The 25778-nt window shown below is 55.0% G+C and carries 19 protein-coding genes; 10 read left to right on the top strand and 9 right to left on the bottom strand.

Annotation, left to right across the window (positions count from 1 at the left end; all coding sequences use genetic code 11):
• Nucleotides 1–21: 21 nt before the first annotated feature.
• Nucleotides 22–1053 (top strand): ferritin-like domain-containing protein, encoded by a 1032-nt coding sequence (locus DFER_RS03125; protein ID WP_015810151.1) that lies wholly within the window; start codon nucleotides 22–24, stop codon nucleotides 1051–1053.
• A gap of 185 nt (nucleotides 1054–1238) precedes the next feature.
• On the opposite strand, the gene DFER_RS03120 is transcribed toward DFER_RS03125, so the two are convergent.
• Nucleotides 1239–2363: a Gfo/Idh/MocA family protein gene (locus tag DFER_RS03120; RefSeq protein WP_015810150.1), complete on the bottom strand. Its 1125-nt coding sequence runs from the start codon at nucleotides 2361–2363 to the stop codon at nucleotides 1239–1241.
• Between the two features lie 300 nt (nucleotides 2364–2663).
• On the opposite strand from DFER_RS03120, the gene DFER_RS03115 reads away from it, so the two are divergent.
• Genes DFER_RS03115 through DFER_RS03090 form a run of 6 tightly spaced genes read left to right on the top strand, consistent with a single transcriptional unit; the run spans nucleotide 2664 to nucleotide 7568 of the window.
• Complete coding sequence (locus DFER_RS03115) at nucleotides 2664–2891, top strand: hypothetical protein (RefSeq protein ID WP_015810149.1); 228 nt, start codon at nucleotides 2664–2666, stop codon at nucleotides 2889–2891.
• 48 nt (nucleotides 2892–2939) lie between these two features.
• On the top strand, nucleotides 2940–3140 hold the full coding sequence (locus tag DFER_RS03110; protein WP_015810148.1) for a hypothetical protein: 201 nt from the start codon (nucleotides 2940–2942) through the stop codon (nucleotides 3138–3140).
• 24 nt (nucleotides 3141–3164) lie between these two features.
• A complete protein-coding gene (locus DFER_RS03105; RefSeq protein WP_015810147.1) occupies nucleotides 3165–4400 on the top strand; it encodes a PQQ-dependent sugar dehydrogenase in 1236 nt (411 codons plus the stop codon).
• A 34-nt stretch (nucleotides 4401–4434) separates the two neighbouring features.
• Nucleotides 4435–5154 (top strand): DUF421 domain-containing protein, encoded by a 720-nt coding sequence (locus tag DFER_RS03100; protein ID WP_015810146.1) that lies wholly within the window; start codon nucleotides 4435–4437, stop codon nucleotides 5152–5154.
• Entirely contained in the window at nucleotides 5151–5831 is a 681-nt protein-coding gene (locus DFER_RS03095; RefSeq protein WP_015810145.1) for a DUF421 domain-containing protein, read from the top strand. Before DFER_RS03100 ends, DFER_RS03095 begins: the two co-directional genes overlap by 4 nt.
• Nucleotides 5832–5855: 24 nt before the next feature.
• Complete coding sequence (locus DFER_RS03090) at nucleotides 5856–7568, top strand: alpha-amylase family protein (protein ID WP_015810144.1); 1713 nt, start codon at nucleotides 5856–5858, stop codon at nucleotides 7566–7568.
• A gap of 13 nt (nucleotides 7569–7581) precedes the next feature.
• Here the strand turns inward: DFER_RS03090 and DFER_RS03085 are convergent, their stop codons facing one another.
• From DFER_RS03085 to DFER_RS30315, 3 genes are all read right to left on the bottom strand, one after another.
• Nucleotides 7582–8250, bottom strand: coding sequence for a DUF6766 family protein (locus DFER_RS03085; RefSeq protein WP_015810143.1), 669 nt, complete (start codon nucleotides 8248–8250; stop codon nucleotides 7582–7584).
• Between the two features lie 72 nt (nucleotides 8251–8322).
• Nucleotides 8323–9042 carry a VOC family protein gene (locus tag DFER_RS03080; protein ID WP_222837301.1) on the bottom strand — a complete coding sequence of 240 codons (720 nt, stop codon included), beginning with the start codon at nucleotides 9040–9042 and terminating at the stop codon, nucleotides 8323–8325.
• Nucleotides 9036–9260, bottom strand: coding sequence for a VOC family protein (locus DFER_RS30315; RefSeq protein ID WP_222837300.1), 225 nt, complete (start codon nucleotides 9258–9260; stop codon nucleotides 9036–9038). Before DFER_RS30315 ends, DFER_RS03080 begins: the two co-directional genes overlap by 7 nt.
• Nucleotides 9261–9387: 127 nt before the next feature.
• Here DFER_RS30315 and DFER_RS03075 point away from each other — a divergent pair, with 127 nt between their 5' ends.
• The 3 genes from DFER_RS03075 to katG all read left to right on the top strand — a co-directional run bounded on the left by DFER_RS03075 (nucleotide 9388) and on the right by katG (nucleotide 12885).
• Nucleotides 9388–9780 carry a DUF3574 domain-containing protein gene (locus DFER_RS03075; protein WP_015810142.1) on the top strand — a complete coding sequence of 131 codons (393 nt, stop codon included), beginning with the start codon at nucleotides 9388–9390 and terminating at the stop codon, nucleotides 9778–9780.
• Between the two features lie 88 nt (nucleotides 9781–9868).
• Nucleotides 9869–10378, top strand: a complete 510-nt coding sequence (locus DFER_RS03070; RefSeq protein ID WP_015810141.1) for a hypothetical protein — start codon at nucleotides 9869–9871, stop codon at nucleotides 10376–10378.
• 236 nt (nucleotides 10379–10614) lie between these two features.
• On the top strand, nucleotides 10615–12885 hold the full coding sequence (gene katG, locus DFER_RS03065; protein ID WP_015810140.1) for a catalase/peroxidase HPI: 2271 nt from the start codon (nucleotides 10615–10617) through the stop codon (nucleotides 12883–12885).
• 80 nt (nucleotides 12886–12965) lie between these two features.
• Here the strand turns inward: katG and DFER_RS03060 are convergent, their stop codons facing one another.
• The 5 genes from DFER_RS03060 to DFER_RS03040 form a co-directional block, all read right to left on the bottom strand.
• The gene (locus tag DFER_RS03060; protein WP_041735771.1) at nucleotides 12966–14285 is read right to left on the bottom strand and encodes a serine hydrolase domain-containing protein; all 1320 of its coding nucleotides are present in this window, start codon (nucleotides 14283–14285) and stop codon (nucleotides 12966–12968) included.
• 80 nt (nucleotides 14286–14365) lie between these two features.
• On the bottom strand, nucleotides 14366–19531 hold the full coding sequence (locus DFER_RS03055; RefSeq protein WP_229206163.1) for a S8 family peptidase: 5166 nt from the start codon (nucleotides 19529–19531) through the stop codon (nucleotides 14366–14368).
• Between the two features lie 753 nt (nucleotides 19532–20284).
• Nucleotides 20285–21997, bottom strand: coding sequence for a SusD/RagB family nutrient-binding outer membrane lipoprotein (locus DFER_RS03050; protein WP_015810137.1), 1713 nt, complete (start codon nucleotides 21995–21997; stop codon nucleotides 20285–20287).
• Nucleotides 21998–22021: 24 nt separating this feature from the next.
• Nucleotides 22022–25357 (bottom strand): SusC/RagA family TonB-linked outer membrane protein, encoded by a 3336-nt coding sequence (locus tag DFER_RS03045; protein WP_041734689.1) that lies wholly within the window; start codon nucleotides 25355–25357, stop codon nucleotides 22022–22024.
• A gap of 49 nt (nucleotides 25358–25406) precedes the next feature.
• Entirely contained in the window at nucleotides 25407–25598 is a 192-nt protein-coding gene (locus DFER_RS03040; RefSeq protein ID WP_015810135.1) for a hypothetical protein, read from the bottom strand.
• Nucleotides 25599–25778: the final 180 nt, after the last annotated feature.

Raw genomic sequence — 25778 nt, 5'->3', positions numbered from 1 at the left:
AAGGCTAAAATTTCCCCTGTAATGTTAAAAATAGATTCAACATACATCCACAAGGCATTATCAGCCAACTCGTTGTCGGAACTTTACCCGCTGGTGCAACGGGCCATCGAACTGGAACATTCCACGATCCCACCCTACCTCACGGCCATGTTTTCCCTCAAACCCGGCACCAGCCAGGCGCAACGGCAGATCATCCATTCGATCGTGATCGAGGAAATGCTGCATATGACCATTGCGGCCAACATCCTGAATGCCCTCGGCGGCAGCCCGGCCATCGACAACAGCCGGTTCGTACCCGAATACCCCGGCCCGCTGCCGATGGGGATCGGCCACGGACTGATCGTGGGATTGGAAAAATACTCGGTACAGCTCGTTAAGGACGTTTTTATGGAAATCGAAGAACCGGAACATCCGCTGGACATCAAAAAGCTAAGCCTGGCGGCCATGCCTGCATTCAGCACGATCGGGCAGTTTTACCTGGCCGTTCAGCACAAGATCGACGAGCTCGCACCCGACGAACTGCCCGGAGACAAAAACAGGCAGGTAACATCGCCATTTTTCGGTGCCGACGAGCTTTTCCCGATTTATACCAAACAAAACGCCCACGACGCCATCAATATCATCATCGAGCAAGGCGAAGGGACCTCATCGTCGCCGCTGGACGAAGAAGGTGAAGCGGCGCATTACTATCGGTTTCAGGAATTGTATCTCGGTAGGGAGCTGGTCAAGGACGAAAGCGCCCAATATGGCGTTTCCTACACCGGCCCGGCCATCCCGTTTGACCCGAACGACGTGTACCCATTGTTCCCGAACACGAAAACCGCCATGCTGCCGTCAGGCAGCGAGGAATTGAAGCAGATGAACGAGTTCAATGCGAGCTACTATTCGCTGCTGGCAGGGCTCCATCACACTTTCAACGGGCACCCGGAAATGCTCAACAATACAATCGGCGTGATGTACGACCTGAAACTGACCGCTCAGAAACTCTGCGCCACGCCATTCCCAGGGAAAGACGGCTACACGATCGGTCCGTCGTTCGAGTTTGTCGTTTAGGCCGATACCGGCCGGCTAAGGAAATAACAGGGCGGGAACAGACCATTCCCGCCCTATTTGTACCGCTACGCCCTTTATTCGGCCTTTTTACGGTAGTACATGACTGCGATAATGATAATCACTACCGCAGCGACGATGATGGGTACATACATGATTTCATGAATTTTGGTGGATGAAGCATTCCGTTACCATTTCAGGGTCACGGGCTGGGCCGTGCGGGCCGCTTCGTAAATCGCCATCAGGATTTTCACATCGCGGAGGCCCATTTCGCCCGGCACGCGGGTGGGTTTGTTGTTGAGAACACAGTTCGCAAAATCGTCCATCTGAAGTGCCTGCTGGTTTACATTCTCCAAACCCATCGGCCCCTGGGAAGTTTTACCTTTAATGCCCTTGTATTCGTAGGCAGGTTCGAGCTCGTACCAGCCTTTTTTCCCTTCCACGCGCAGCCGGTTGCCGCTGCCCACGTAGGCCGTCCGGCAGTTCGCCACGGCGCCGCCGGGAAATTCCAGCTGGAAATCAATTGATTGTTCGACTTCGGCAAATTTTTCGACGTCGGTTTTCGGGCCTTCTTTGGCTGCCACTTTCACGGGATTTGCGCCAGCCGAGTAAAGGGCGCCCTGCACGCAGTAAATGCCGAGGTCCATCAGCGGCCCGCCGCCTGAGCGCTCGCGGTCCAGGCGCCACACGCCTTTTTCCATTTCCTGGCTGTTCTCGGCCACGATCTTTTGCACGTCGCCGTACAATTTCTTTTTTCCAAACTGCATAAATGTCTGGTGGTGCGGCTCGAAATGCAGCCGGTAACCAATGGAAAGCATTTTGCCGGCATTCTTACAAGCGGCGATCATCGCTTCGCAGTCCTCCACGCTCGTAGCCATCGGCTTTTCGCAGATCACATGCTTACCGGCTTTCGCGGCGCGGATCGTGTGCTCGGCGTGCAGCGCATTGGGCGTAACCACGTACACAATGTCGATGTCGGGATTGTCGCGTATCGAATCCATGTTCTGGTAGTTGTAGATATTCTTGTCGGGGATTTTGTACCGTTCTTTCCACTTCCCGACCTTCTCGGGTGTTCCGGTGATAATACCCGCCAGCCTGCACCGCTGCGTTTTTTCCAGCGCCGGTGCGAGTTGCTCCTCGCTGTATTTGCCCAATCCCAGCAAAGCGATTCCTAACTTTTTATCCTGCGCCCAGGGTTGCCCGTTTTCCGGCGCATATGGAGCCGCCACGTCGTCGAGGCTCACCAGCCCGAGTGCAGGAACAGCCAGTGCCGCCTGTTGCAGAAACCGTCTTCTTTGAAGGATGTTTTCCATAATAACCTGTTTTTGAAATAAATAAAACCCACACCTGCCGCCGTAAGCAAGCTGCTGTGCATGGACTGGAATGCGTCCCGACGGCCCGGTGCCTTGAAATGAAAGGCGGGTTAAATGTTAAAACCATGCCAAAACGCTTTGCCCCGGCGGCTGCTGATAATTTTTCTTAAAGCCCCTTCCCGATATGCGCGAATGGGTAGGCCGCACACCAGGCTACCCCTGCCCTGGCCGGGGCCGATGGGCCGGTTGGGGGCTGGGAACGGATTTTGTATAGCCCGCCCGTCAAAAAATCAGGAAATCATGGAAAACAAAGAGGACAAAACCCCGGATGAGGCTGTAAAAAAGGCCCTGGAAAGCGGACGAAATGCCAACGACAATTTTCAGGAAGGGGAAGTGGACGACTACGGCACCGAAGGCGCGGAAGAGGTTATCGAACGCGATGAAATCAAAGGCGGCGCAGGCCAGCACGGCAAGGAACGAAACCGCAACGACGATTTCAATGAAAATACCGCAGATGAACGCCCGTAAGCGGCGGCCATCCTGTGGAATATTACAAACATTTAAACCACAAATCCCATGAGCAACGGCACATTTCCCGACGACGAATCACACGTCATTTTCACCGACCTGCAAGGCATCAGGCGCAGGGGTATTTACCGCAGGGACCAAGGCTTTCAGGAGATCGCCGAGACCGAATTACCAAAGAAAGAGGAGTTTTTCTTCCCGGAAGACGACATCGCGCATTGGGAGTATGAACCAGAAAGCCAGTCGGAGTAATTTCTAAAAACGCAAATCATCAACATGAAACTACCTTCTTATTTCCGAAAACCGGCTTCGGCCGTGATGGCATGTGCGCTGCTGGCGGGCGTGGCGGTCAGCTGCGACGATGACGACGACTTCTGGGACGCATTCATTCCAGAAACAGACAAAGAAGCGACCTCGGCGCAAATCCAGGGATATGTTTTTTATCCGGCCCTGCAACCAGCCTCCGACCAAAACGTGGGACAGCTGAAAGTCCCGGCCGGGTTTCAAGTGAACAAATTCGCGGAAGGCCTCGGCAAACCGCGTATGCTTGCCACGAGCGAAAAAGGCCACGTGTACGCGTCGGACCGCGAGGCAGGCATTGTAATGATGCTCACCGACACAGACGGCGACGGCATGGCCGACGACAAAAAGACGGTTGCAAATATCAAGCAGGTGCACGGCCTGCATATTTACAATGGCAAAATGTATATGGCTGCCGTGAAAGAGGTATTTGTGGCGGATATCAACCCGGATGGCACGCTCGGCCAACCACGCATGCTCATCAGCGACCTGCCCGACGGCGGCCAGCACCCCAACCGCACGCTGGCATTCGGGCCGGATCAGAAAATGTACATCAGCGTGGGTAGCACCTGCAATGCATGCCCGGAATCCAATCCCGAAAATGCGACATTGCTCCGCGCAGAAGAGGACGGCTCAAACCGCAAGATCTTCGCCAAAGGCCTGCGCAACACGATCGGCTTCGGCTGGCATCCCGAAACGAAGGAGCTTTGGGGAATGGACCACGGGATCGACTGGCTTGGTGACGACGAGCAAAAAGAAGAGCTGAACCAGATCAGCCAGGGAGCGGACTACGGCTGGCCTTACATTTACGGCGAGGGCAAATACAACCCGGGCGACCGTCCCAAAGGCGATACCACTTACCAGCAATATCTCCAAAAAACCAAGCTGCCGTCGCTCACCTACCAGGCGCATTCGGCACCGATGGCGATGACCTTCTACTCCGGCGCACAGTTTCCCGAGGATTACCGCAACGATGCCTTCGTGGCGATGCGCGGCTCGTGGAACCGGAGTTCGCCCGTAGGCTATAAGATCGTGCGGATGCATTTTGAAAACGGAAAGCCGGTGCGCTTCGAAGATTTCGTAACGGGCTTCATTGTGAACAACAACAAAGCGCATTTCGGGCGACTGGTGGGGCTGGCCGTTCATAGCGATGGCTCACTGCTCTTTTCGGATGATACCAATGGCGTGGTGTACCGGGTTTCTCATCCTTGATCTGTAACCGTTTACACTCCTATCCCACATCTGAATGAAAAAGGAAGACATAGTTCCCGGCGACTGGTACCGCATTCTGTTCGGGGAAACGCCGGTCGTATTTTTAGTTGAAATTCTCCTCAGGACCATTCTCATGTACGCCATTCTTCTCATTATCGTGCGGATGATGGGCAAGCGAATGGGTGGCCAGCTCACCATTTCGGACCTGGCCGTGATGATCACCCTCGGGGCAATTGTGTCGCCGGGTATGCAAATGCCGCAAACCGGCCTCCTGCTGTGCGGGATGATCCTCGTGTGTGCGCTCCTGTTCCAACGCGGACTTAATTTTTTCGAATTTAAAAGTGAGCGTTTCGAGCAGGCAACGCAGGGGAAACTAAGCGTTCTCGTCAAAAACGGCGTAATGCAGCTCGAAGAAATGCACCGTACCAAGGTCTCGCGCCAGCAGATTTTCTCGGCGCTGCGCAACAACCAAATCTATAATCTCGGCGACGTAGCCCGCGTGTACCTGGAATCCTGCGGGCTGATCACCATCTACCGGCATCCCGAAGCAGGTGCCGGCCTGCCCTTATTTCCACCCGGCGACGAGGCTATTTCCGGTTTTGGACAAACATCCGTGGAAAATACGCTCGTTTGCGCCAACTGCGGAAAAGTGCCTGAAAGTCAAGACCGGCAGCAGCATTGCCCCGTTTGCAACGCTACGCAATGGGGTCAGGCCAGCATTTCCATTTCCAACCAACCCAGCCACGCCGCATGAAAAAGGAAGATATTCATTTCGGGGACTGGCAGCGGATGTTTATCGGCGACGTTCCGGGCGGGTTTTATTGGGAGGTGGTGCTGCGGATCGCGGTGATTTACCTGGTACTCATGGTGTCCATGCGGCTTATGGGGAAAAGAATGGCGTCGCAGCTGAGCCGGAACGAAATGCTTGCGATGGTATCGCTCGCGGCGGCGATCGGGGTGCCGTTGCAGGCTCCCGACCGGGGCATTCTGGCGGCGGTCATGATTGGCGTGGTGGTGGTGGCCGTTCAGCAAACGCTGGCCTACTTCGCCTCACGCAACCAGCGGTTCGAGTCCGTCACGCAGGGCGATATGTCGATACTGGTCAGTGACGGCACACTCGATTTACAAAAAATGAAAGTGAGCGGCATTACCCGTGAAAAAGCCTATTCACAGCTCAGAAACCACGGAATCCGGCATTTGGGCGAGGTAAAGCGGCTGTATTTCGAGGCCGACGGGTCGTTCACCCTGATCCGCCATGCCGAAATCCGCTCCGGCCTGAGCATTATTCCCGGCATCGACGCCGAATTTGTGAAGCAGGTTTGCCGCCCTACGGAAGTGATCGTCTGCAATCGCTGCGGCCGGGAGCTTGCGGAGGGCGTTACTCCCTGTGATAATTGCGGCGGCGACGAGCAGGTCAATGCCTTTATGTAACACGATGTTAATGTATCTCAAACTATGAACAAATTGCTCATCCGCCTCCTGCTCCTCGTGTGTGTGCCTATGCTTGCCTGTGCGCAGGACAAAGTGGCACCACGGAAGTTCAAGGAGAATTTTTGGTATAAAAACAGCATTATCTACAATCTCGAAATAGGGGTATTCAAAGACAGCGACGGCGATGGCCGGGGCGATATCAATGGCGTGATCCAGCAGCTCGATTACCTCAAAATGCTGGGCGTGGACGTGATCTGGCTCGCGCCGTTCCAGCCGTCGCCCGGCGCCGACGACGGCTACGACGTGGCCGATTATTACGGCGTAGATCCCAAATTGGGCACCAGCGGCGATTTCGCCGAGCTCATGCATCAGGCACGAAAACGGGGCATGCGGATCATCATGGACCTGGTGATCAACCACACGTCCGACCAACATCCGTGGTTCAAAAACGCCCGCAGCGCACGCAACTCCCGCTACCGCGACTGGTACGTTTGGTCGCCCACCAAGCCGCGCAATGCCGATAAGGGAATGGTATTTCCGGGTGTTCAAAAAAGCGTGTGGACGCTGGATAGTGCCAGCAACGAATACTACTATCATCGTTTCTACAAATTTCAGCCCGATCTCAATTTCATGAACCCGGAAGTGATGCAGGAGACGCAGCGGATCATCGGGTACTGGCTCAATCAGGGCATTTCGGGCTTCCGGCTCGACGCCGTGCCATTCATTATCGAAGTACCGCATTCGAACCCCGAAAAGCCTAAGCTCGACTTCGATTTCCTGAAAGACATCCGCCAGTTCACGCAGTCGCGTCAAGCCGATGCCGCCATACTCGGCGAAGCGAATGTGGAACCTAAAGAAAGCGTCAACTATTTCGGCGAAAACGGCGAGGGTATCCAGCTGATGTTCAATTTCTTTGCAAACCAGCATTTGTTTTATGCATTCGCTACCGGCGACCTGGCACCGTTCAGGTCGGCGATGGAGGCCACTTCCGAAATCAGCGAGAGCTCGCAATGGGCCTATTTCCTGCGAAATCATGACGAAATAGACCTCGGGCGGCTCACCGACCGCCAACGCGAGCGCATTTACGCCGCAATGGGCCCCGACACCAATATGCAATTGTACGAACGCGGCATTCGCCGGCGCCTTGCCCCAATGATGAACAACGATCGCCGCCGGCTTGAAATGGCTTACAGCCTGCTGTTCTCACTGCCCGGCGCAACGGTGATCCGTTACGGGGAAGAAATCGGGATGGGCGACGATCTCCGGCTCAAAGAACGCCTCTCGGTACGGACGCCCATGCAATGGAGCGCCGCTAAAAACGCAGGTTTCACCACGGCCGACACGGCATTCCGCCCGGTGATCAATGAGGGTGAATACGGTTTCCGGACCATTAATGCCGAAAGCCAGTGGCGCGACAGCACTTCGCTGCTCCACCGGGTGGCGGCCATTATGAAAATGCGGAAAGCATGCCCGGAAATCGGGCTGGGCACTTCTACGATCGTCGACGCCGGCTCGAAAGATATCCTTGCGATCCGTTATGACTATGAAGGCAGGTCGATGCTAGTGCTGCACAACTTCACCAATGCACCGCGAAAGGCCGATTTGACGGTGGGGAAAACCAAATGGTACAATCTCTGGAACAGCACGGGCGATTACGATGCAGCTAACGGACGTCTGGCGGTAGAATTGCCAGCTTACGGTTACAGCTGGTACCGGTCCGGCCAGGTTCTCCCCTGACCGGACCGGCCGCCTATTTGCCCGTTTCCATATGCGCCGCGTCCACCGGCTTGGATTCCGGCGACCCCTGCTGCCGCAGAAATATGGAGAGAATGACGATTGACGCCACCGACAAAAACTCACTCTGCCAGTTCTGGAAAGTTTCGAACCAGAAATCCGGTTCACCCAGGTACGCGGCCAGGGTTTGCGGGGCTTCGCCTTGCAGCACCTGCTGCTCGTTGTGATCGATAAAACTGCCGTAGAGATGCCCTACCCAGCTCACGAGAAACAGGATAAGGAAGCTGAGTGAAAGGGAATTTTTGTAAAGCGTCAGCCGCCATCCGCCGCGTTTGACGGGGCCGGGCGCATCTTCCTTCGACGGATCGGGCTCGCGGTCCACCACCTCGGGCTTTTCCAGGTCTTTGGATTCCGCCGAGCCGATCTGCCTGAGCGAGATGGTAAGCATCACATACATAGCCATTTGCAGGAATTCACTCTGAAAATTCTCGAATGTGGCCGAAAAGAAGTGCCCGCTCGACAGGTATTCCGTGAAACCAATGGCGGCGGCGCCCAGCTTGGTGAGCTCGTCGTTGTGCAGGTGCCACCCGAAAACTGCCTGGGCTACAAGCGCCACAAGGAATAGTGTGATAAAAACAATGGATAAACTGTTCCGATAAAAATAGCTGTGTTTTGACCTGGACATGGCTGACCGTATTTAAATTTTTTTTCTCAAAAGGCGAAAACTATGCCAGTGCCTGCGGGGCATTTCTGAATGTCAATCCCCTGCCTTTGCTGAGTTGAAAACCTCTTCCAAAGCAGCCAGATCGATACGCTTCATCGGAAACAATGCCTGGGATACGCGGTCGATCTGCCCGCGCGAGCCGCGGATCAGCATTTCTTCCAATGCAATGGGCGAAATCTGCCACGATACGCCGAATTTGTCCTTGATCCACCCGCATTGCTCGGCCTCGGGAACGGCCGACATTTGTTGGGTAAAATAATCCATTTCGGCCTGATCCTCGCAGTTGATCAGCAGGGAAACTGCCTCATTAAACCCAAACTGATGCGCCTGTGCGCTGTCCATTGCGGCAAACCATGAGTCGGACAATTGAAAATCGGCAAACATGACCGTACCCTCCTTGTCGGGACCGGGGGTTTCGGGGTAATGGTGTATGCCGCCGATCCGCGAATCCGGGAAGACCGAGCAGTAGAAGCGGATTGCTTCCTCCGCATTACCGCACTGATCGCCGACAAACATGAGCGACGGCAGAATGGACGGCCGGGGTTCACCTTCGGGATTGGTGAGAATGAGCTGCCAGGAAACACTAAACCTGTCCATCACCCATCCATACCGCTGGCTAAATGGATACTGATCAATCGGCATCAGCACCGAGCCTCCTTCGACCAGCTTGTTCCACACTTCATCGAGCTTTTCGCGGGCGGCCGCAGCGGGATCGTCCGACGCACCGAAGAAAAGCGGGTCGAAATTCACCATAAACATATGGATGGGTTGATTTTGAACAGCGGCCCGGCGTTAACCGCCCAGAACTTCTGGTTCCAAAGCTCGAAAGTGAGCATCCGTCCGTCGCCTGACGGCGAGCCTGGCATCGTGCTGTCGCCGGTAATGCTGGATTCGGGGAATATAGCGGTGTAGAACTCCGCCGCTTCGCCGGCTTCCTTGTCAAACCATAAATGTGGAACTACTTTTTGCATGATCATTTCGATTTTGGTGAACAATTTCTCATGAATGCACTGAGGGAAGGGGTGATAAATATATGGTAACTTCCATTAAGTTTACATAGGCATGCGAACACTTCCTTTTGCCAAACCAACCTGACCGATGAAACAACTGCTTAGCCTGGCCGCAGTGACCTGCCTCTGCCTGACATCCTGTGCCTCCTACCAGCGCAGCGATCTGTATTTTGGCCGCAATATTCCCGACGGCGGCACTGTGAGCGAGCAGCAATGGAAGCAATTCAGCGACAGCGTCATCAGCGCCTATTTCCCCGAAGGTTACACCGAATGGGACGCCAGCGGCCGCTGGAAAGACACGAAGACGAGGGAAACGATCACCGAACCGACCAAAGTCGTCACTTTTTTAGGTAAAAAAACCAGGCAGCGAAACGCCGCACTCGACACCATTGCCCAAAGCTACCGGCGCACTTTCCGTCAGCAGAGCGTCCTTCGGACCGATATGAAGGCGAAAACGCGATTCATTGGTCAAACCCCGTGAGAGGCACCCGGCGAATGCCTGTTCCTGCATCGCTGGCATAGTTTTTAACCATAAAATGCTATCAGGACCAACGAATAATTGAAGTGTTATGAAAAAACTCATGATCACCGCAGTGATGGCGATGCTCTGCCTAACAACAGCATCCTACGCGCAAACCAATACGAGCTCGACCAATAAAGAACGGACTACCAAGGCCAGCGGCCAAGGCGTGCAAACACCTTCACCTAAAAACGAGAAGCAGCAGGCCGACGAGGTGAAGGACCAGAACAAGCAGGCGCAGCAAACCAGCACCAGCAAGCCTAACCCAACCGACCAGGTTGCGCAGAAAAGCAATGAAAACGACGGCAGCAACCGCCCCGGCGCCGCTACCAATGAGAATGCGAATGACGTGGGACGGTATTCGGATAACGAAGACAACAAGTCCATGCTGTTCTCCAAAGAAGCGATAGCCACCCGCCGCAAAAACCTCACCGAGCCGGACACGGTAGTGAAGGAAGGCAGCGGCTCGGCGCCCAGAAATACGAAAAACCATACCGGCACAACCGGCAACTACCGCAATCTGGCGACGCAAACCAGCCGGATTCCATCCAGCGAATAGGACGCGGCAAACGCAATATGTAAAAACCCCGGTGCATGCAGCGCCCGGGGTTTTGTTTGTTTGCAGCCTGGTGCAACCACCACACCGACGATAACGCACTGGGTTATTGGCGAAATAGATTTTTGTTATCGAATCATAGAATTAATTGATTTTGACAATCAAATTCGGTATTATACCTTTATCCCGCTGCACAAATACCAGATGCAGCGAAGTAGTTTAAACATGAACTAATCATAATGGAAAACGGATCAAACGACATCAGCAAGTGCCCTTTTCACAATGGGACAATGAATCACAATGTAGGCGGCGGCGGTACCAGGAACCGCGACTGGTGGCCCAACCAGCTGAAACTGAATATTCTGCGCCAGCATTCATCCCTATCCAGCCCGATGGGCGAAGATTTCAATTACGCCGAAGCGTTTAAAAGCCTCGATCTGGAAGCAGTGAAAACAGACCTCCATGCCCTGATGACGGATTCGCAGGACTGGTGGCCGGCAGATTTCGGACATTACGGGCCATTATTCATTCGTATGGCCTGGCATAGCGCGGGTACTTACCGCGTGTTCGACGGCCGGGGTGGCGGTGGCTCGGGACAGCAGCGGTTTGCGCCGCTCAACAGCTGGCCCGATAACGTGAGCCTCGACAAGGCCCGTCGCCTGCTTTGGCCTATCAAACAAAAATATGGCAATAAAATCTCCTGGGCCGACTTACTGATCCTGGCCGGGAACATCGCATTGGAATCGATGGGTTTCAAGACATTCGGGTTTGCCGGCGGGCGCGCGGATGTGTGGGAAGCCGACGAAGATGTATACTGGGGCTCTGAAAACACCTGGCTGGGTAACGACCGCCGCTATGCCCACGGCCAGCCGGGCCTTGCCGAACCCGGCGTGCTCGTTTCCGACGAAGATGCCGGTGGAACGACGCATTCCCGCAACCTGGAAGAACCGCTCGCGGCGGCACACATGGGCCTTATTTATGTAAATCCCGAAGGACCAGACGGCAACCCCGACCCGATCGCAGCCGCAAAAGACATTCGTGATACGTTCGGCCGGATGGCGATGAATGACGAAGAAACCGTGGCGCTCATTGCCGGCGGCCATAGCTTCGGTAAAACGCACGGAGCGGCGTCTTCGGACCATGTTGGTGCGGAACCCGAAGGTGCCGACCTGGAAAACCAGGGCCTGGGATGGAGCAACAGCTTCGGGACTGGGAAGGGCGCACACACCATTACCAGCGGCCTGGAAGTGACCTGGACCACGACGCCCACCCAATGGAGCAACAACTTTTTCGAAAACCTCTTCGCATTCGAATGGGAGCTTACTAAAAGCCCCGGCGGAGCGCATCAATGGGTAGCCAAAGATGCAGGTGAAATCATCCCCGACGCGTACGACGGCAGCAAAAAACACCGTCCTACCATGCTTACCACCGACCTTTCGCTGCGTTTCGACCCTGCATATGAGAAAATCTCGCGGCATTTCCTGGAAAACCCGGATGCATTCGCCGACGCATTCGCCCGCGCGTGGTTCAAGCTGACGCACCGCGATATGGGCCCGCGTGCCCGCTACCTGGGTGCGGACGTGCCTCAGGAAGTGCTGATCTGGCAAGATCCCGTTCCGGCTGTGGACCATGACCTGGTGACTGACAGCGATATTGCAGGCTTGAAAGCGAATATCCTTGCATCGGGACTGACCGTGCCGGAGCTGGTGGCAACGGCATGGGCCTCGGCGTCGACATTCCGTGGTTCGGATAAGCGCGGCGGCGCAAACGGTGCCCGCATTCGTCTGGCGCCTCAGAAGGACTGGAAAGTGAACAATCCGGCACAGCTGCAAAAAGTACTTCGCACGCTGGAAAGCATTCAGCAGGAGTTTAATGCAACCACGGGCGGACGCAAAATCTCCCTCGCCGACCTGATCGTGCTGGCGGGCAGTGCGGCTGTGGAAAAGGCTGCTCAGGACGCGGGGCACGCCGTCACCGTTCCGTTCACACCCGGCCGGACCGACGCATCGCAGGAGCAAACCGACGTGGAATCCGTTGGCCACCTCGAACCGATCGCCGATGGTTTCCGCAACTACCGCGGCACGAAATTCAAAGTATCCACCGAGGAACTGCTGATCGACAAAGCGCAGTTACTGACGCTCAGCGCACCTGAAATGACGGTATTACTCGGCGGCCTGCGTGTTTTGAATATCAACTTCGACGGATCGAAACACGGCGTATTCACACAGCGCCCGGGCGTGCTCACGAACGATTTCTTTGTAAACCTGCTGGATATGAACACAGCATGGAAAGCAATGGGCGATGACCGTGAAACGTACCTCGGAAGCGACCGCGCCAGCGGCCAGCCCAAATGGACCGCCTCACGCGCCGACCTCGTGTTTGGCTCGCACGCGGAGCTCCGGGCGATCGCCGAAATCTACGCGAGCGCCGATTCCGGTGCGAAGTTCGCGAAGGACTTCGTTGCCGCCTGGACCAAGGTCATGAACCTCGACCGTTTCGACCTGGTCTGATAAGCTGCTAATTATTCACCTATGATAATGGCCGGCCCGGGTAATCCGGGTCGGCTTCTTTAATGCAGTGCGGGCCTGAATTACTTTTTGAAGACGTACACCGCGCCGCCCTGCGTAAGCGTAAATTCCCCATCCTTCGACCGGAATTCGATGGTAAGCGCGGCGGAATCGAATTTGAAAACGTCCTTTTTGACCGGTGTGAGGCGTAATGCGGGCTGACCGGCAACATGCATAAACAACCGTCTGTTTTCGCGCGAGATGGTTACTTTTTGAGGAATCTGCTGACTTGCATACTCGCCCACATAGGCATCCAGCTCCTCCGGTTTCAAATCCATCGCCCTGAAATCGGGGATGGTGACAGGCGCCTTGTAAAAGGTGCTTAGCGTTGCAATGAGAATGTCGTTCGACCCGTAATCGACGCCGTTGGAAAGAACCACCGCGGAAAGGCTATCGGCGGGATAATAAGCGGCAACGGAATGGAAACCATCCAAACCGCCCGAATGCCCGTAGCCCATGCGCTGATAAAAAGGCGTGCGCGCAAGGCCCAGCCCTTGCATGTCCGTCAGGGTGGTCATTTTAGTGAGGCTTTCTTTTGATACCAACTTACCTGAAAACAGCCCTTCATAAAACGTCGCCACATCCGCGGCGGTTGATACGATGGCACCGGCCGCCAATGGCTGGGTCAGGCTGGTCTCCTCACGCTTGTCCCATTGTTTTGAGAATGTATAGGAATGCGCATCGCCGGCGGCCGGGTCGATTTTGCCACCGAACCGCGTGTTTTTCAGGCCCAAAGGTGAAAGAATGCGTTCCTGCAAATTCTTCTCGTAAGATTTCTGGGTAATGTCCTCAATCACGTAGCCAAGCAGAACATAGCCGGTATTGCTGTACTGGGCCGTCGTTCCGGGCGTGAAATCGGATTTGCTTTTCTCAAAAGCGGCGAGCATCTGAGCTCTCGTCTTCGGTTGGGTCATCGTTTCCCAATATGCCGCGTCGTCGGTAAAATTGTGGATGCCGCTGCGATGCCGGAGCATCATCTCGATCGTAATTTGCGACGCTTCGGGTATTGAAGGGAAATATTTGTCCAAACGGGTGTCCAGCGTGAGTTTCTGCTCCTCCACCAGCTGCATGATCATCGTAGCCGTGAAAGTCTTGGTAATGGAACCGATGCGGTATTTGGTCGCGGGGGTCGCTTTCACCTGTTGCGTACTGTCGATCACGGCATAGCCAATGGCCCGCTCGTAGATCTTCACGCCCTTGTGCAGCATCGCCACGCTGGCCATCGACTGATTGTGGACCGTGAGTGAATCCAGGAGCCGGTCGAGATCGGCTGTATTGATCTGCTGGGCAGCTACGGAAAAAACGGAAAATAATGCGACGATCAGCGATAAAAGGCGTTTCATGGAGGATATGGTCTTTTTCTGCAAGTAAGCCATATAACCCGAATCGAACGTAACCGATCGTCACATTTTTTCTATTTCCATCAATGCACCACCACGATTTTGTGATGGCTGCGGGAGCCATCGGTATAATGGACCGTGAGCCAATGCATGCCGGGTACCACATGCGAAACATCCACTACCGGCTGGTCCGAGTTGGACACGAGCAGCCGCGTTCCCGAAACGGCGTGCACCTCCATGCTCGCCAATCGCTTTCTCCCCGCCCTGACGAACAGTTTACCGGAAACCGGATTCGGAAAAACGGTCACCTGCGTATCACCAGCGGCAAAATCCACGGAAACGATTTGACTGAATGCATAACTTTCGTCAAGGTCCACCATTTTCAGCCGGTAATAGTTCAGGCCCGGCAGCGGCGATGGGTCTGTGGCCTCGTAGCGGTGCCCTCCCTCGCCTTGCGCGGGAATGCGGGCGGCAAGCGCAGTCCATGTGCGGGCGTCGGCACTTCGCTGTACTTCAAAATGGCTTGCGTTCTCTTCCAATTCCGTGAGCCATTCGAGGCGCGTGGCCTGCTCGGCGGCCGTGGCCGAAAATACCGCGAGCTTCACGGGCAACGGTGTGCCCGTACCAATGAATTCTTTGGCAAACCAGAATTCGGAGAAGGTTCGCACTGAAAATTCGAGGTAATAGCCCTGCGCATATGGTACTTTACGCACAGTCGTACCCGGGTGAAAAGCCCAGGTAGCATTGCCATTGTTGGAAATATCGCCGTCCTCATTGCTTCCCGTATACTGGGTAATGGCAAGTTCATAAGCGGAGGAAGGCTGCGAAATGCCGGCTTTTCTGGGCGACTGGATAAGCCTTTCCGTCTCTTCATCCGTTATATAAAGCCTTACGCTAACCGGCTTCGAAAACCCCGGACCGTCGGCATCGATCGTAAAACTTCTTCCCAGATAATACTGCGCATTCCGGATCCGCATTGCTCCGTGGTCGAAATAACTTTTCACCGACACCTGCCCCAGCGATTGACCGTTGGGATTGATCGCCGCCACCAGTGAATTGTGGAGCTTCAATGGCACCCATTCATTGCCGCTCACCTGTGCATTAGCAGCGGAATTGTCGGGTAATGCATTGAAATACACCATCGACTGCGCGTCGTACATGTGAATATCGTCCACCCCGAATCCCACCCTGCCGCTAGCCGATTTGGCTTTGATCACAAAGCGGAAACGGACATAGCCGCCGGGAAAATAGTTGGGAATGGAAACCGTAGCCACGTGCCACCGGGTGTAATCCTGCACGTTCCATACATCCGCATTGCTATGCCGGGCATTGTACCAGTTGGTGCCGCTATTCACTTCGCCCAGCCGCATCCACGTATTTCCGCTGACGCTGTATTCAATGTACGCCGCATCACACGCGCCGCCCGCGCAAGCCGACAGATCGAGCGAAGTGCTGAAACTGAGCGCCGGCCGCGCCATGCCGGTCACCGCAAAGCAAGGTGAGTAGAGATAGGAAGTGGTTTCTTTCGAAAACGGGGTGCTCAGATTGGTCGTCCAGGCCTGCGTGCCGCTGGCTGCCTGCTGCAATTTAGCATTGCCGGGTGTGCCGAATGTCCAGAGCGGATTGCTTTCGGTCGTGTACCAGCCGCCCTGCCCGTTTTCAAAATCTTCCAGATAAGGGAAGCTGGAAATCACGCGGGCCGCTCTGGCAAGTGTTGTGCCAAAATCGTTGCCTGTGTTCTGATCATACGGTTTTTTGAGCTGAAACTTTACGGTTTGATCGGTGCCGAGCAAACGGGCGGACGCGAAATGGAAGGCAAAAAGCGTATCACGCCCCGCACGCACCACCGGCACCTGGCCTGTGTGAATCACCTCACCATTCAAAGATGTTTCAAAAGGCACACCGTAGCAATCCTCGGAGCCATTGTTTTTGACCAGAAAAGTAAATTCCTGATAACCGTCGCTCCCGCAGTATTGGGTTTCGGAGGCATTGATCCTCACCATTTCCACGTCGCTGCGCGTTGTGAACAAACGGATATCGTCGATGGTAGCGCCATCCGTTTGAGCTGCATTCCTGAAACTTTGCTCCCATCTTACCTGAAAACTGGTCGTAAATTCCTTGTTGTTCCGCCTGAGCAGGTCGCTCACATCGACCACGATCTGCATGTACTGTCTGTCACGGGTAAAATACGGAACGAGGCTGCTTTCCAGCGCCGGAATCCAGGCGTCGGTGTCCTGGGCACGCACGTACATGCGCAGCGGCCAGTCCTTGCCGGGCGGCTGGTAATGCCGGTAGCGGAATGCTAGGCGGACTTCGTCCCGGTCGGCATGATAGGCGGCTAAATTGAAGGTTGCGTCCAGGAATGTCGGATAGGGCGTATTGCCGAGGCTGTTTGCGTCGACCGTCAATCCCTTGGAACCGGAATAAGCGAGCACGGGGTCGGTGGAAGTCCGGAGGCGGCCGAGGTTGAGCTCCTGCGAGAAATCACAGCGGTCTGTCCCTCCCACTCCCATGGTATTGGCAGACGCTTCCTGCGCCACAGCCGATTCGAGGTCATCGGTGAATGGCAGGCTTATGGGCGTATTGTTCAATTGTTTTATAACCAAAGACTTCTGATTATTGGAAGCAACCTGGTCTCCTTCGAGCTTCACCGTTACCGTGAGCGAATAGCTTCCCGCATTGCGCATATCTACCGGCTGGGTAAAGGTGTAATCCAAAGAGCCATTCGCATCGATATCCGAATGGACCGTTTCCCAATGCACCGCCGCATCGGCCCCTACCGCATAGCCGACCTGGAAGGATTGAACAACCGGCTGATCGTCCAGATTCCTGAGCCTTACTTTTACGATCTGGGGGTCGTTCAGGCTGGTCGAAGTGTGTAGCCTGCCCGAGCGCGTGGGCGACAAAATAGCATCCACGGCCAGGTCGCCATCGGAAATAATGCCCTGGCACGTCCCGAAGTTCGGTTGATGGCTGATCGCCACGGCCCTGCGCCCCGGCGTGCCGTTTTTTCGCGCCCGCACGGAAATATAATAGGTAGAGTCGCGCGAGAGGCCGCTCATCACGTAGGTCAATGCGCTCGTCACCGCCACAGGGCACATTTCACTGCCCTGCATCCGCATGACCTCGTAGTCGGTGGCACCGGGCACGGCCGTCCATTGCACGGCAGCATAGCTCTCGCATTGGTTTGCCGACAGCGTGATCACCGGCACGCCCATAATGGTGAACGGGGCACTTTCCTTCACTATCCCGGTGCTATTTTGCGTAATGCGGACCTTCGCGGTGGCAGTGGATGCGTCGGGAATGTTCCAGGTGAGCTGATTTGTCCCCGCCGGCACGGCGGTGCTGAGATTAGTCCACGAAGCACCATCATTGAGCGAATAGGCCACTGAAAAAGTGCTTTCATCGGCTCCGTAGCTATCCCACCCAATGTCTATCGCATCGCCTTTTGTGAAGCGCTCGCCGCCGACGGGGTGCGTGAGCACCGTCGAGTTTTCGATAATGTCGTACACCAGAAAAAACTCCTGCGGCCCGCTGGGCACCTTCGTCCCTGACACATTCACGACGTAGGTACCCGCAGCCGGGCTTTTCAAGACAATCTGTTCCACATTGTTGACCGTGTCCACGCCAGCTACCGCGGCTGCCTGCGGGTTGCTTTTCCTGGGGAACGAAGGCAGCAAATCCCCGCCAGACCTGACCAATTTCAAATCGAGGTCGTTGACGAGCGCTTTGGCACCCGTGAGCATCGAAGGCGCCGGATCGTTCCAATAGAGCATAATTTTGACCAATGCCGTATTGGAAGGAACCTGAATTTCAAACCCGTTGAGCCCCTCATGTGCCACCGTGCCATTGAAATAATGCCCTTTTTCCATCATCGTAACCGAACGCAGCAGGTTCATCACTCCGAACCCGAAGGTAAAATCCGGGCCGTCAAGTCCTCTGTCGGTGGCGCCGTTGCAGAGGAGCGCCTTCACGAGCATATTCTTCGGATTGGCGCCGTTGTTCAACTGCCTGTAACGCTGGTAAAGCAATGCCGCCGCACCGGTCACGGCCGGGGCTGCCATGCTGGTACCCGACGCTGCCTGGTAGGCATTTCCGGGCATGGTTGAGAAAATACTTCCGCCCGGCGCGATGATCTCCGGCTTGATGCGCCCGTCCTTTACCGGACCGCGGCTTGACGCGCTGGAAATGGCCCCGCTGGGAATGGTCCGCCCCGTAGTGATAACGCTTTTGGAAGAAGCACTTCCTCCCAGCACAGTCCCGAACCCGGCTGGCAGGCCGCCGCACGGCGGCTCCTGGCCGCTGTTCCCCGCCGCAAACACGTGCTGCAAATGCGGAAGCTCCGATGCCTGCCGGTCGAGGATGTAAGAATCGGAATTATAGGCTCCAAAGTCCTGGCACACGCTTCCGCCATAGGAGTTGTTGGTCACCACCATCCCGTAGTTCGTCACGAGCGCGGGGGCTTGTCGCCAAATGTCGGACGTCGCGCGCATCAGCAGCCGTGCCGCGGGCGCGTATCCCCGGTATTTTTCATTGATAATGCCCGCTCCGGCTGCGGTGCCGGCCACGTGCAAAGCGTGCCAGTAGGTGCCCTGGTCGTCCATATTGATGAGCTTGCTGCGGACATCGGCATGGTCCAGCAGGCTGCCAATGTCGCCAATGCCGATCACTACTCCGTCGCCGGTCAGCTGGCGTTGGCCGGGCAGGCCCGATGCCAGCACATTCGCACGTGTGGCGGCTTCGCTTTTGTCGTTCAGCAGGTCGCGGGGCGGCGGTACTGCTTCGATATATTGCACCCAGGGCATTGCAGCCAGTGCGAGCAGCCCACCCACATCTACCCGCGCTTCCACGACCTGGTAATCACGCAAATCGCCGGATAGCAGCTGGATGCGCCGGGCGTCCAGCTCGTTCACAATGTCGTCGTACGACGCCGTTTTCACATAGCTGATCCGGACGTCCACCTTTCCGTGCTCTTTCAGCGCGTGGGCCGGGATGTTACCCTCCGGCAGCCCGGGCTGGATTTTCTGTTCCGGCTGCAATTCGAGTACCGCCCGGGCACCGGCCATTTGCAGGGCAAGCTCATCGAGCCCGCTTGTAGCGACGGCGGTATAGGCGTTTTCAGGAATGTAGTCGAGCAGGGTGATGCCGGCGCTCTTCAATGATGAAATCGCCGCTTCGTCCGGAATGCCGAAAAATTGGATTATTACAAATTGCTCGCCTGCGTTTTTTCGGGCAAAAGGAGTGGACATAGTCTTGTCCAGACCGGGCTTTAACGAGGGCTCCGGAACGACTGTACCAGTTCTGAGATATACGTTGTAAGACCCGTTTGTTTGGGCCGTAACTTTACTTGGTTGCGATGCCAGTAATATTACTACGAGGGCACAGCGATACTTCCACAGGTTCATAAATAGAGGAGGTTAAAAAGGATATTATCCGCTTTCTAACGTCCAAAGTAACTGTTTTCAATAAATTCCTAACAATTTGTAACTATTTGTTTTACAATTAAAAACAGTTTGTAAAGCGCTAAAAATTATTAAGAATGGCCACTGACAACGACCTTCACCGATAAGCTGCACCAGACGGTATTCCAGGGCCATTTAAGGGAAATTTTGCCTGCAAAAAGCGTAGCGAAGTATCCGGTTGACAGAACCAGTCATGGGCAGGAATATCGGTTCAGATTGGTCTTTTTAACAGGCGAAATATCGCCACAATGAAGGTCGAATAATGGCGATCCGTCCCTGCTCCCATCTGCATATCGAAGCCCCATCGGAAGATAATCCCGCGAGCACAATTCTTAGTTTTATACAAAAAAAAGAAAGCGACCCTCCGAAAAGGGCCGCTCTCAAAAACGGGTGCTGGATTATTCATTGTCCCCGGCAAGTACGCTAAACTCCGGCAATTCGCCACAATTAATTCGATGGTATGTGGCAAAGCCGATTAACCATGGGGCAAACATCCGGAAACCTGGGACAAAAGCCTTTTTACCGGGGCCGGAATTCATTCTACCACGGCTTGCCCGTTCCCTGCACCAGCCACGGCTTCGACCATTGGCTGTTTTTCTTGCGTGGACCGGAGAAATTGGTCTCTTCCAGCTTGTCGATCGCACCGCGTACATTAGCGCCATTGTTGTTCAGCTCGTTATTGCTGTAAATGAAACGCAGCGGCAGCGCGCGTGAAGCCGGCGCCTGGCCTGCCACCAGTACAGGCAGACCGGTGCGGCGATAGTCGAACCAAGCTTCGGTAGAAGCTGTCCAGCTGGCGATCCATTTCTGCTCGATGATCTGCGCCAATGTGCCTTTGTAGGCAACCGTTTTCACGTAAGCATCATATTTGTCAGCCACACCCCAGGTTTGGAGCGATTGCTTAATGCCGTTGTTGTAATTAACCTCGGCGCCGCCCGTTGCCCATCCTTTCTGGGCGGCTTCCGCCAGAATGAAGGAAGTTTCGGCAGCGGATGCCAGACGTGCTTTCAGCAAGCCGCCTTTTGAACCCTGGTACTCGTAGCTCAGCTGCGATGCGTGCTGGTTCTGCACTTGCTGGCCGGTGGTAGGGTTCTCATTATAATAGGTAGGGTCGATCATCCCGGCGGGGATACCTACATATTCACCGGTGTTCAGTGGTCCGTTGAAAAGGTCCGGACGTTCCGGCTTGTACATTGCCGGGTTGAAATGGCGGGTAAATTTGTGCCCGGCCGCGATCTCCTCACGCAGCTCCTGCTCCGTCAGCGATTTCACGCCGTTCTGGATCACACCGTCCTTGCGGATGAATTCGTCCACGCCCGTTTTCAATGTCGCGTCGGATACCCAGCGCACGTGCACCGGCTGGAACCATACTTTCAGACGCGGATCGTTATTCGCTACCAGGTTGTTCAGCAGCGTAGCGGCCGGACGTCTTCTCCGCCAGTTCGACTGGCTCACGTCGAATGCGATGGCAGTTGGCCACGAGTCGCCGGATGCAGCGCCGATGTATTCCATCACCGCGTCGTCGGACGCTTCTTTCAGGTAAATGCCCGAGGTGTAGATCTGCTCGATTCCCGCCTTCGCCACGTCGGGCAGCTTGGACGACACCCGCATGTAATAGCGCAGCAGCAGTGAGTTGGTGAATTTCTGCCATTTCAGCTTGTCGCCATTGTAATACACATCATAACCGGGCGCATAAGTGGCAACGTCCGCGGTGGCAAAGAGCGCCGACGCCTGTTTCAGGTCTTCGATAATGCCTTTGTAAATCACCTCCTGGCTATCGAATACGGGCAGCAATTCACCCTCGTCGCCTTTAAGCGCATTGGTGTATGGCGCGTCGCCCCAGAGGTCGGTGATCGTTCCGAAAATGAATGCCTTCATCGTAAGCGCCACAGCCTGGTGGAATGTAAAGCCCATTTCCACGGAACGGTTGTAAAGCAGGTTGTTGTTACGCAGGAAGCCGTACCATGCTTTCCATTCGTCGTCCTCCTCGGTCCAGTCGTAATCGTTGAAGCCGTTCTTCCACGCGTCTTCCTGCGTATGCTGGATCACGCCTGCAATGCGGCCGTAGCCGAGTTTGAGGTACTGGTTACCCACGCCGGTCATAACGGTCGGCAGGAGCAGGTTCGGATTGGCGCTGTTGGGATCGACGCCATTCGGGTTTTCATTGATTTCCGTGAGGTTATCCTTACAGGACGACGCTATCAGCACGGCAAATACGAAAACGATTTTGGGAATATGTTTTAAAATTTTCATCGCTTTGAATTTTGCAAAAGTTGATCAGAAATCGAAGTTGAGCTTGAATCCGAATGGAATGGTCCACGGCATCACGTTCTGACGCTCGATACCCTGGCGGAAACCGCCTCTGCCCGGATCTGCCCAGAATGCACGCTCAGGATCGATCCCGATTTTCGCCGCGTTCCAGAGCATGATGTTACGGGTATAGACCGACAGGCTCGCGTTACGCACCGAGTTGAACAGCACGGGAATTTTGTAGGTCAATGTGATCTCGCGCAACTTCACGAACGACGCATCGAAAGTAACCTGCTGGTTGTAACTCCAAGGATACATAGCTGTAATAGGCAGATACTTGGTTCCAGGGCCGCCCAGCCATTCGTGGTAGTTTCCGTCCTTATCTTCCCAAACGCCCGGGATGAATGCACCGTCACCATCGGCTCCGAAACCGCCCGTCGCCGCCGTGTGGCCGCCTACGCGTGGGAAGTTGCCGTTTTTAGGGATAATGTATTTTTCAGGGTCCGATTTCAGCAATGCCACCAGCTCGTCAGGCGAGTAGAGGCTTCCCGGGATCAGGTTATCCAGCTGGCGCTGCGATTTCCAGTCCGACTCGCCGTAACGGTAAGTGAACGACATGAACTCACCGCCCTGGCGCCAGTCGAGGCTCAATCCGAGCGAGAAGCGTTTGTAAGAGAGGTTCACCTGGCCACCTACCATGAAGTCGGGATTATAGTTACCTACCTTCACGTTATTGTCGCGGCCACCGAGCTGCTGCCAGTCCATATCACCGGTTTCGCCATCGTAAGCGATAATCGGCCAGCGATAGTAAGGAGAATTCGGGTCGGTTACGGTGGCGAATCCGCGGCTGTAAATATTACCGATCTGCTCGCCTACAAACGTGTAGGCACCCGCGCCGTTTTCACTCCATTGTTCGAAATAAGGGAAATTGGGGGCCAGCTCTTTCACCGTCACACGGTTGCGGCTGAAATTCGCATTCACATCCAACGTCCAGCCGTTGCGGTTGTCGATAGGCGTACCCCCGATCCCTATTTCCCAGCCGCGGCTCACGAGCTTACCGGCATTGATGTTCTTGCTCGCATACCCGGTGGAAGGCGCCATGGGCACGTTGAAAATCTGGTTGGTGTTCGTGCGGTCGTAATAAGTCAGGTCAAAACGCAGGCGGTTGTTGAACATATTCAGATCCACACCTCCTTCGGTAGAAGTTGCGATTTCAGGAAGCAGGGTCGGGTTAAGCAATGTTTCGCCCAGGTTGGCGGTTACGAGGTTACCCCAGTTGCCGGTTCCCAGGTTGGGATAGAGCTGATAAGGGTCGGTGTCGTTACCCACCTGCGCCCAGCCTCCGCGGAATTTCAGGAGGGAGATACTCGTAGGCATATTGAATGTAGTACTGGCCAGCCAGCTCAGCGACGCCGATGGATAGAAATACGAGCGGTTCGCTTCCGGCAAGGTACTCGACCAGTCGTTGCGGGCCGTCACATCGAGGTAAAGCTGATTTTTGAAACCAAAAGAACCCAATGCGTACAAGCTGTAAATCGCTTTTTTGTAGCTGCCGTTGCCCACTACGCGGTTGGCAACGGGGATGTTGGAGATGTTGTACAAACCCGGCACCGAAAGGTCACGTCCGCCCAGGTTGGAGCTGTTGCCTTTTTGTCTCATGATGTTACCACCACCGGAGATATTGATATCGAATGCCCCTGCTTTGATGCTTTTCGTCACGAGGAAGTCGGCGTTACCTTCGTTGCGGCCTACGTTTTCGAGGTAATAACCGCCTTTGGCCATGCTTTTGTAGCTCCATGGAATTTTGGTTTCGCGGTCTTCATCGTACATATCATGCGAATAGCGGATGAATGCCGTCAGACCTGGTGCGATGGTCCAGTCGAGTTTCAGGTTTCCGTACAGGCGGTCGCGGACGTAGGCGTTGGTAAGGTGTTTGGCCAGAAAATAAGGGTTATCTGTTTCGCCGGGCGCCACGGTGAGCTGCTCGATTTCTTCCAAGCCCGGCTTCCAAACGCCTTTCAGGTCACGCACATCGTAGCTCGGCGAGTAGTAAACGGCCTGCAACGGGTTACCGTCGCGCTCCGACGTCTGCGGGCGGCTGTTCGAGTTCGAACGAACGAAGTTGATGTTGGTGCTCAGTTTCACGTTTTTCGACATATCGAATGTCAGCGCCGAGCTAAGCGAGTTGCGGTACAGGTCCGAATTGGGAATCAAACCGCGGTTACTCATATTGTTATACGAAACCCGGTAAGTAGCCTTGTCGGTTGAGCCTGAGACAGTCAGGTTATTGGTCGAAGTGATCCCCGTTTGCAGGAAGTTCTTCATATTATTCTTATACGACTTCAACTCCGTCTCAACAGGCTGCCCGTTCGCATCGAGGGGCGAGTTCCATTGCACGGCCTTGTTGCCTGCATCGAGCGGCAGACCGCCCCAGTAAGCCGAGGCCTCATCGAGCTGGAACGGACGCTCGCCGTTCGCATATTTGTAATGGAAATCGAGGTAGCGGTAAGGCTTTTCGAAAACATTGGATGTCGAGAACGATACCCCGAGGCCTTTACCTTTCTTGCCCGACTTGGTCGTGATCAGGATCACGCCATTACCCGCGCGCGAGCCGTACAATGCAGCCGCCGAAGGGCCTTTCAGGACCGACATACTTTCGATGTCGTCCGGGTTGATATCGGAAATCGCATTACCGTAATCGACCTTGTTGCCGCTTCCTTTTTCGCTCACGTTGGCAAGGCTGTTGGCCAGCGGCACACCGTCCACGACGAACAGCGGCTGGTTGTTTTTCAGCGAAGCCGCACCGCGGATCACGATGCTGATGGAAGAGCCGACGCCGCTCGTTTGGTTGATCGAAACCCCCGATACGCGACCGGAGAGGGAGGTAAGCACGTTTTCGTTCGCGACATTAGCCACATCGCGGCCTTCCACTTTGCCTACATTATAACCCAGCGAACGCGTTTCGCGTTTGATACCGAGTGCGGTCACAACCGCTTCCTGCAAGGTTGCCACGCTTTCTTCGAGCACTACATCCACAACGCTTTTGCCGCCTACCGTCATTTCAGCGGTATTGAAGCCGATGTAGGAAAATACGAGCACGGCGTTTTTGGAATCCACGTCGAGCGTGTAAGCGCCGTCGGCATCGGTGGTGGTACCCAGCTGCGTGCCTTTCACGAGCACGTTTACGCCCGGGATCGGCGCTCCGTCGACGGCGGAAGTTACTTTTCCTTTAATCCTGTCGGCCACAGGGAGCAGCTGGCTGTTGTTCGGCCCGGCAGCCCGGGCGGATATATCCGGGCCGGAAAGACAGATTGCGGCCAACATACATCGCGCCGCCATTTTCAGGGTAGCTTTTGGTCTCATAGTATTAGTATTAGGCGAGTAGGTGATTAAATACAGTTCCTGTATCGGGCTAGTCGAGCAGCTTTCGCCGTTTATCGAACTCTTCGGCCAACAATTGATTGAAATAAACTTCCAGCGCATCCGAATATGCCTGCTGTACGGCCTCGTCGTGGGCGCCGGCCAGCAGTTCGGACAGCTCCTCCGCCGACAGGCGGTTGCTGATCAGCTTTTCGATCAATATTTTAGCTCTTGGAACCGACATGCTGCGTGACTCGCTCGATACGTACTGGATACGTTACCACTTACCGAACGGGCTATCGCAAAACCGATCTTTTCTGTTAAATTAATGTTACCACTGGCCTCCAATGCAGAATCCGCCGCGCTCCCTCCTTTCGCTTCCCTCCCACGGACACGAACCGTCAGTCGCGATGACACCGGACCG

It is taken from the genome of Dyadobacter fermentans DSM 18053 (genome assembly GCF_000023125.1).
Classification (GTDB): domain Bacteria; phylum Bacteroidota; class Bacteroidia; order Cytophagales; family Spirosomataceae; genus Dyadobacter; species Dyadobacter fermentans.
This window is presented reverse-complemented; position numbering and strand designations above follow the sequence as displayed.

Coding starts and splice junctions, on each gene's coding strand:
- DFER_RS03125 (WP_015810151.1), top strand. CDS start 22: ATGTTAAAAATAGATTCAACATACATCCACAAGGCATTATCAGCCAAC.
- DFER_RS03120 (WP_015810150.1), bottom strand. CDS start 2,363: ATGGAAAACATCCTTCAAAGAAGACGGTTTCTGCAACAGGCGGCACTG.
- DFER_RS03115 (WP_015810149.1), top strand. CDS start 2,664: ATGGAAAACAAAGAGGACAAAACCCCGGATGAGGCTGTAAAAAAGGCC.
- DFER_RS03110 (WP_015810148.1), top strand. CDS start 2,940: ATGAGCAACGGCACATTTCCCGACGACGAATCACACGTCATTTTCACC.
- DFER_RS03105 (WP_015810147.1), top strand. CDS start 3,165: ATGAAACTACCTTCTTATTTCCGAAAACCGGCTTCGGCCGTGATGGCA.
- DFER_RS03100 (WP_015810146.1), top strand. CDS start 4,435: ATGAAAAAGGAAGACATAGTTCCCGGCGACTGGTACCGCATTCTGTTC.
- DFER_RS03095 (WP_015810145.1), top strand. CDS start 5,151: ATGAAAAAGGAAGATATTCATTTCGGGGACTGGCAGCGGATGTTTATC.
- DFER_RS03090 (WP_015810144.1), top strand. CDS start 5,856: ATGAACAAATTGCTCATCCGCCTCCTGCTCCTCGTGTGTGTGCCTATG.
- DFER_RS03085 (WP_015810143.1), bottom strand. CDS start 8,250: ATGTCCAGGTCAAAACACAGCTATTTTTATCGGAACAGTTTATCCATT.
- DFER_RS03080 (WP_222837301.1), bottom strand. CDS start 9,042: ATGGTGAATTTCGACCCGCTTTTCTTCGGTGCGTCGGACGATCCCGCT.
- DFER_RS30315 (WP_222837300.1), bottom strand. CDS start 9,260: ATGCAAAAAGTAGTTCCACATTTATGGTTTGACAAGGAAGCCGGCGAA.
- DFER_RS03075 (WP_015810142.1), top strand. CDS start 9,388: ATGAAACAACTGCTTAGCCTGGCCGCAGTGACCTGCCTCTGCCTGACA.
- DFER_RS03070 (WP_015810141.1), top strand. CDS start 9,869: ATGAAAAAACTCATGATCACCGCAGTGATGGCGATGCTCTGCCTAACA.
- katG (WP_015810140.1), top strand. CDS start 10,615: ATGGAAAACGGATCAAACGACATCAGCAAGTGCCCTTTTCACAATGGG.
- DFER_RS03060 (WP_041735771.1), bottom strand. CDS start 14,285: ATGAAACGCCTTTTATCGCTGATCGTCGCATTATTTTCCGTTTTTTCC.
- DFER_RS03055 (WP_229206163.1), bottom strand. CDS start 19,531: ATGTCCACTCCTTTTGCCCGAAAAAACGCAGGCGAGCAATTTGTAATA.
- DFER_RS03050 (WP_015810137.1), bottom strand. CDS start 21,997: ATGAAAATTTTAAAACATATTCCCAAAATCGTTTTCGTATTTGCCGTG.
- DFER_RS03045 (WP_041734689.1), bottom strand. CDS start 25,357: ATGAGACCAAAAGCTACCCTGAAAATGGCGGCGCGATGTATGTTGGCC.
- DFER_RS03040 (WP_015810135.1), bottom strand. CDS start 25,598: ATGTCGGTTCCAAGAGCTAAAATATTGATCGAAAAGCTGATCAGCAAC.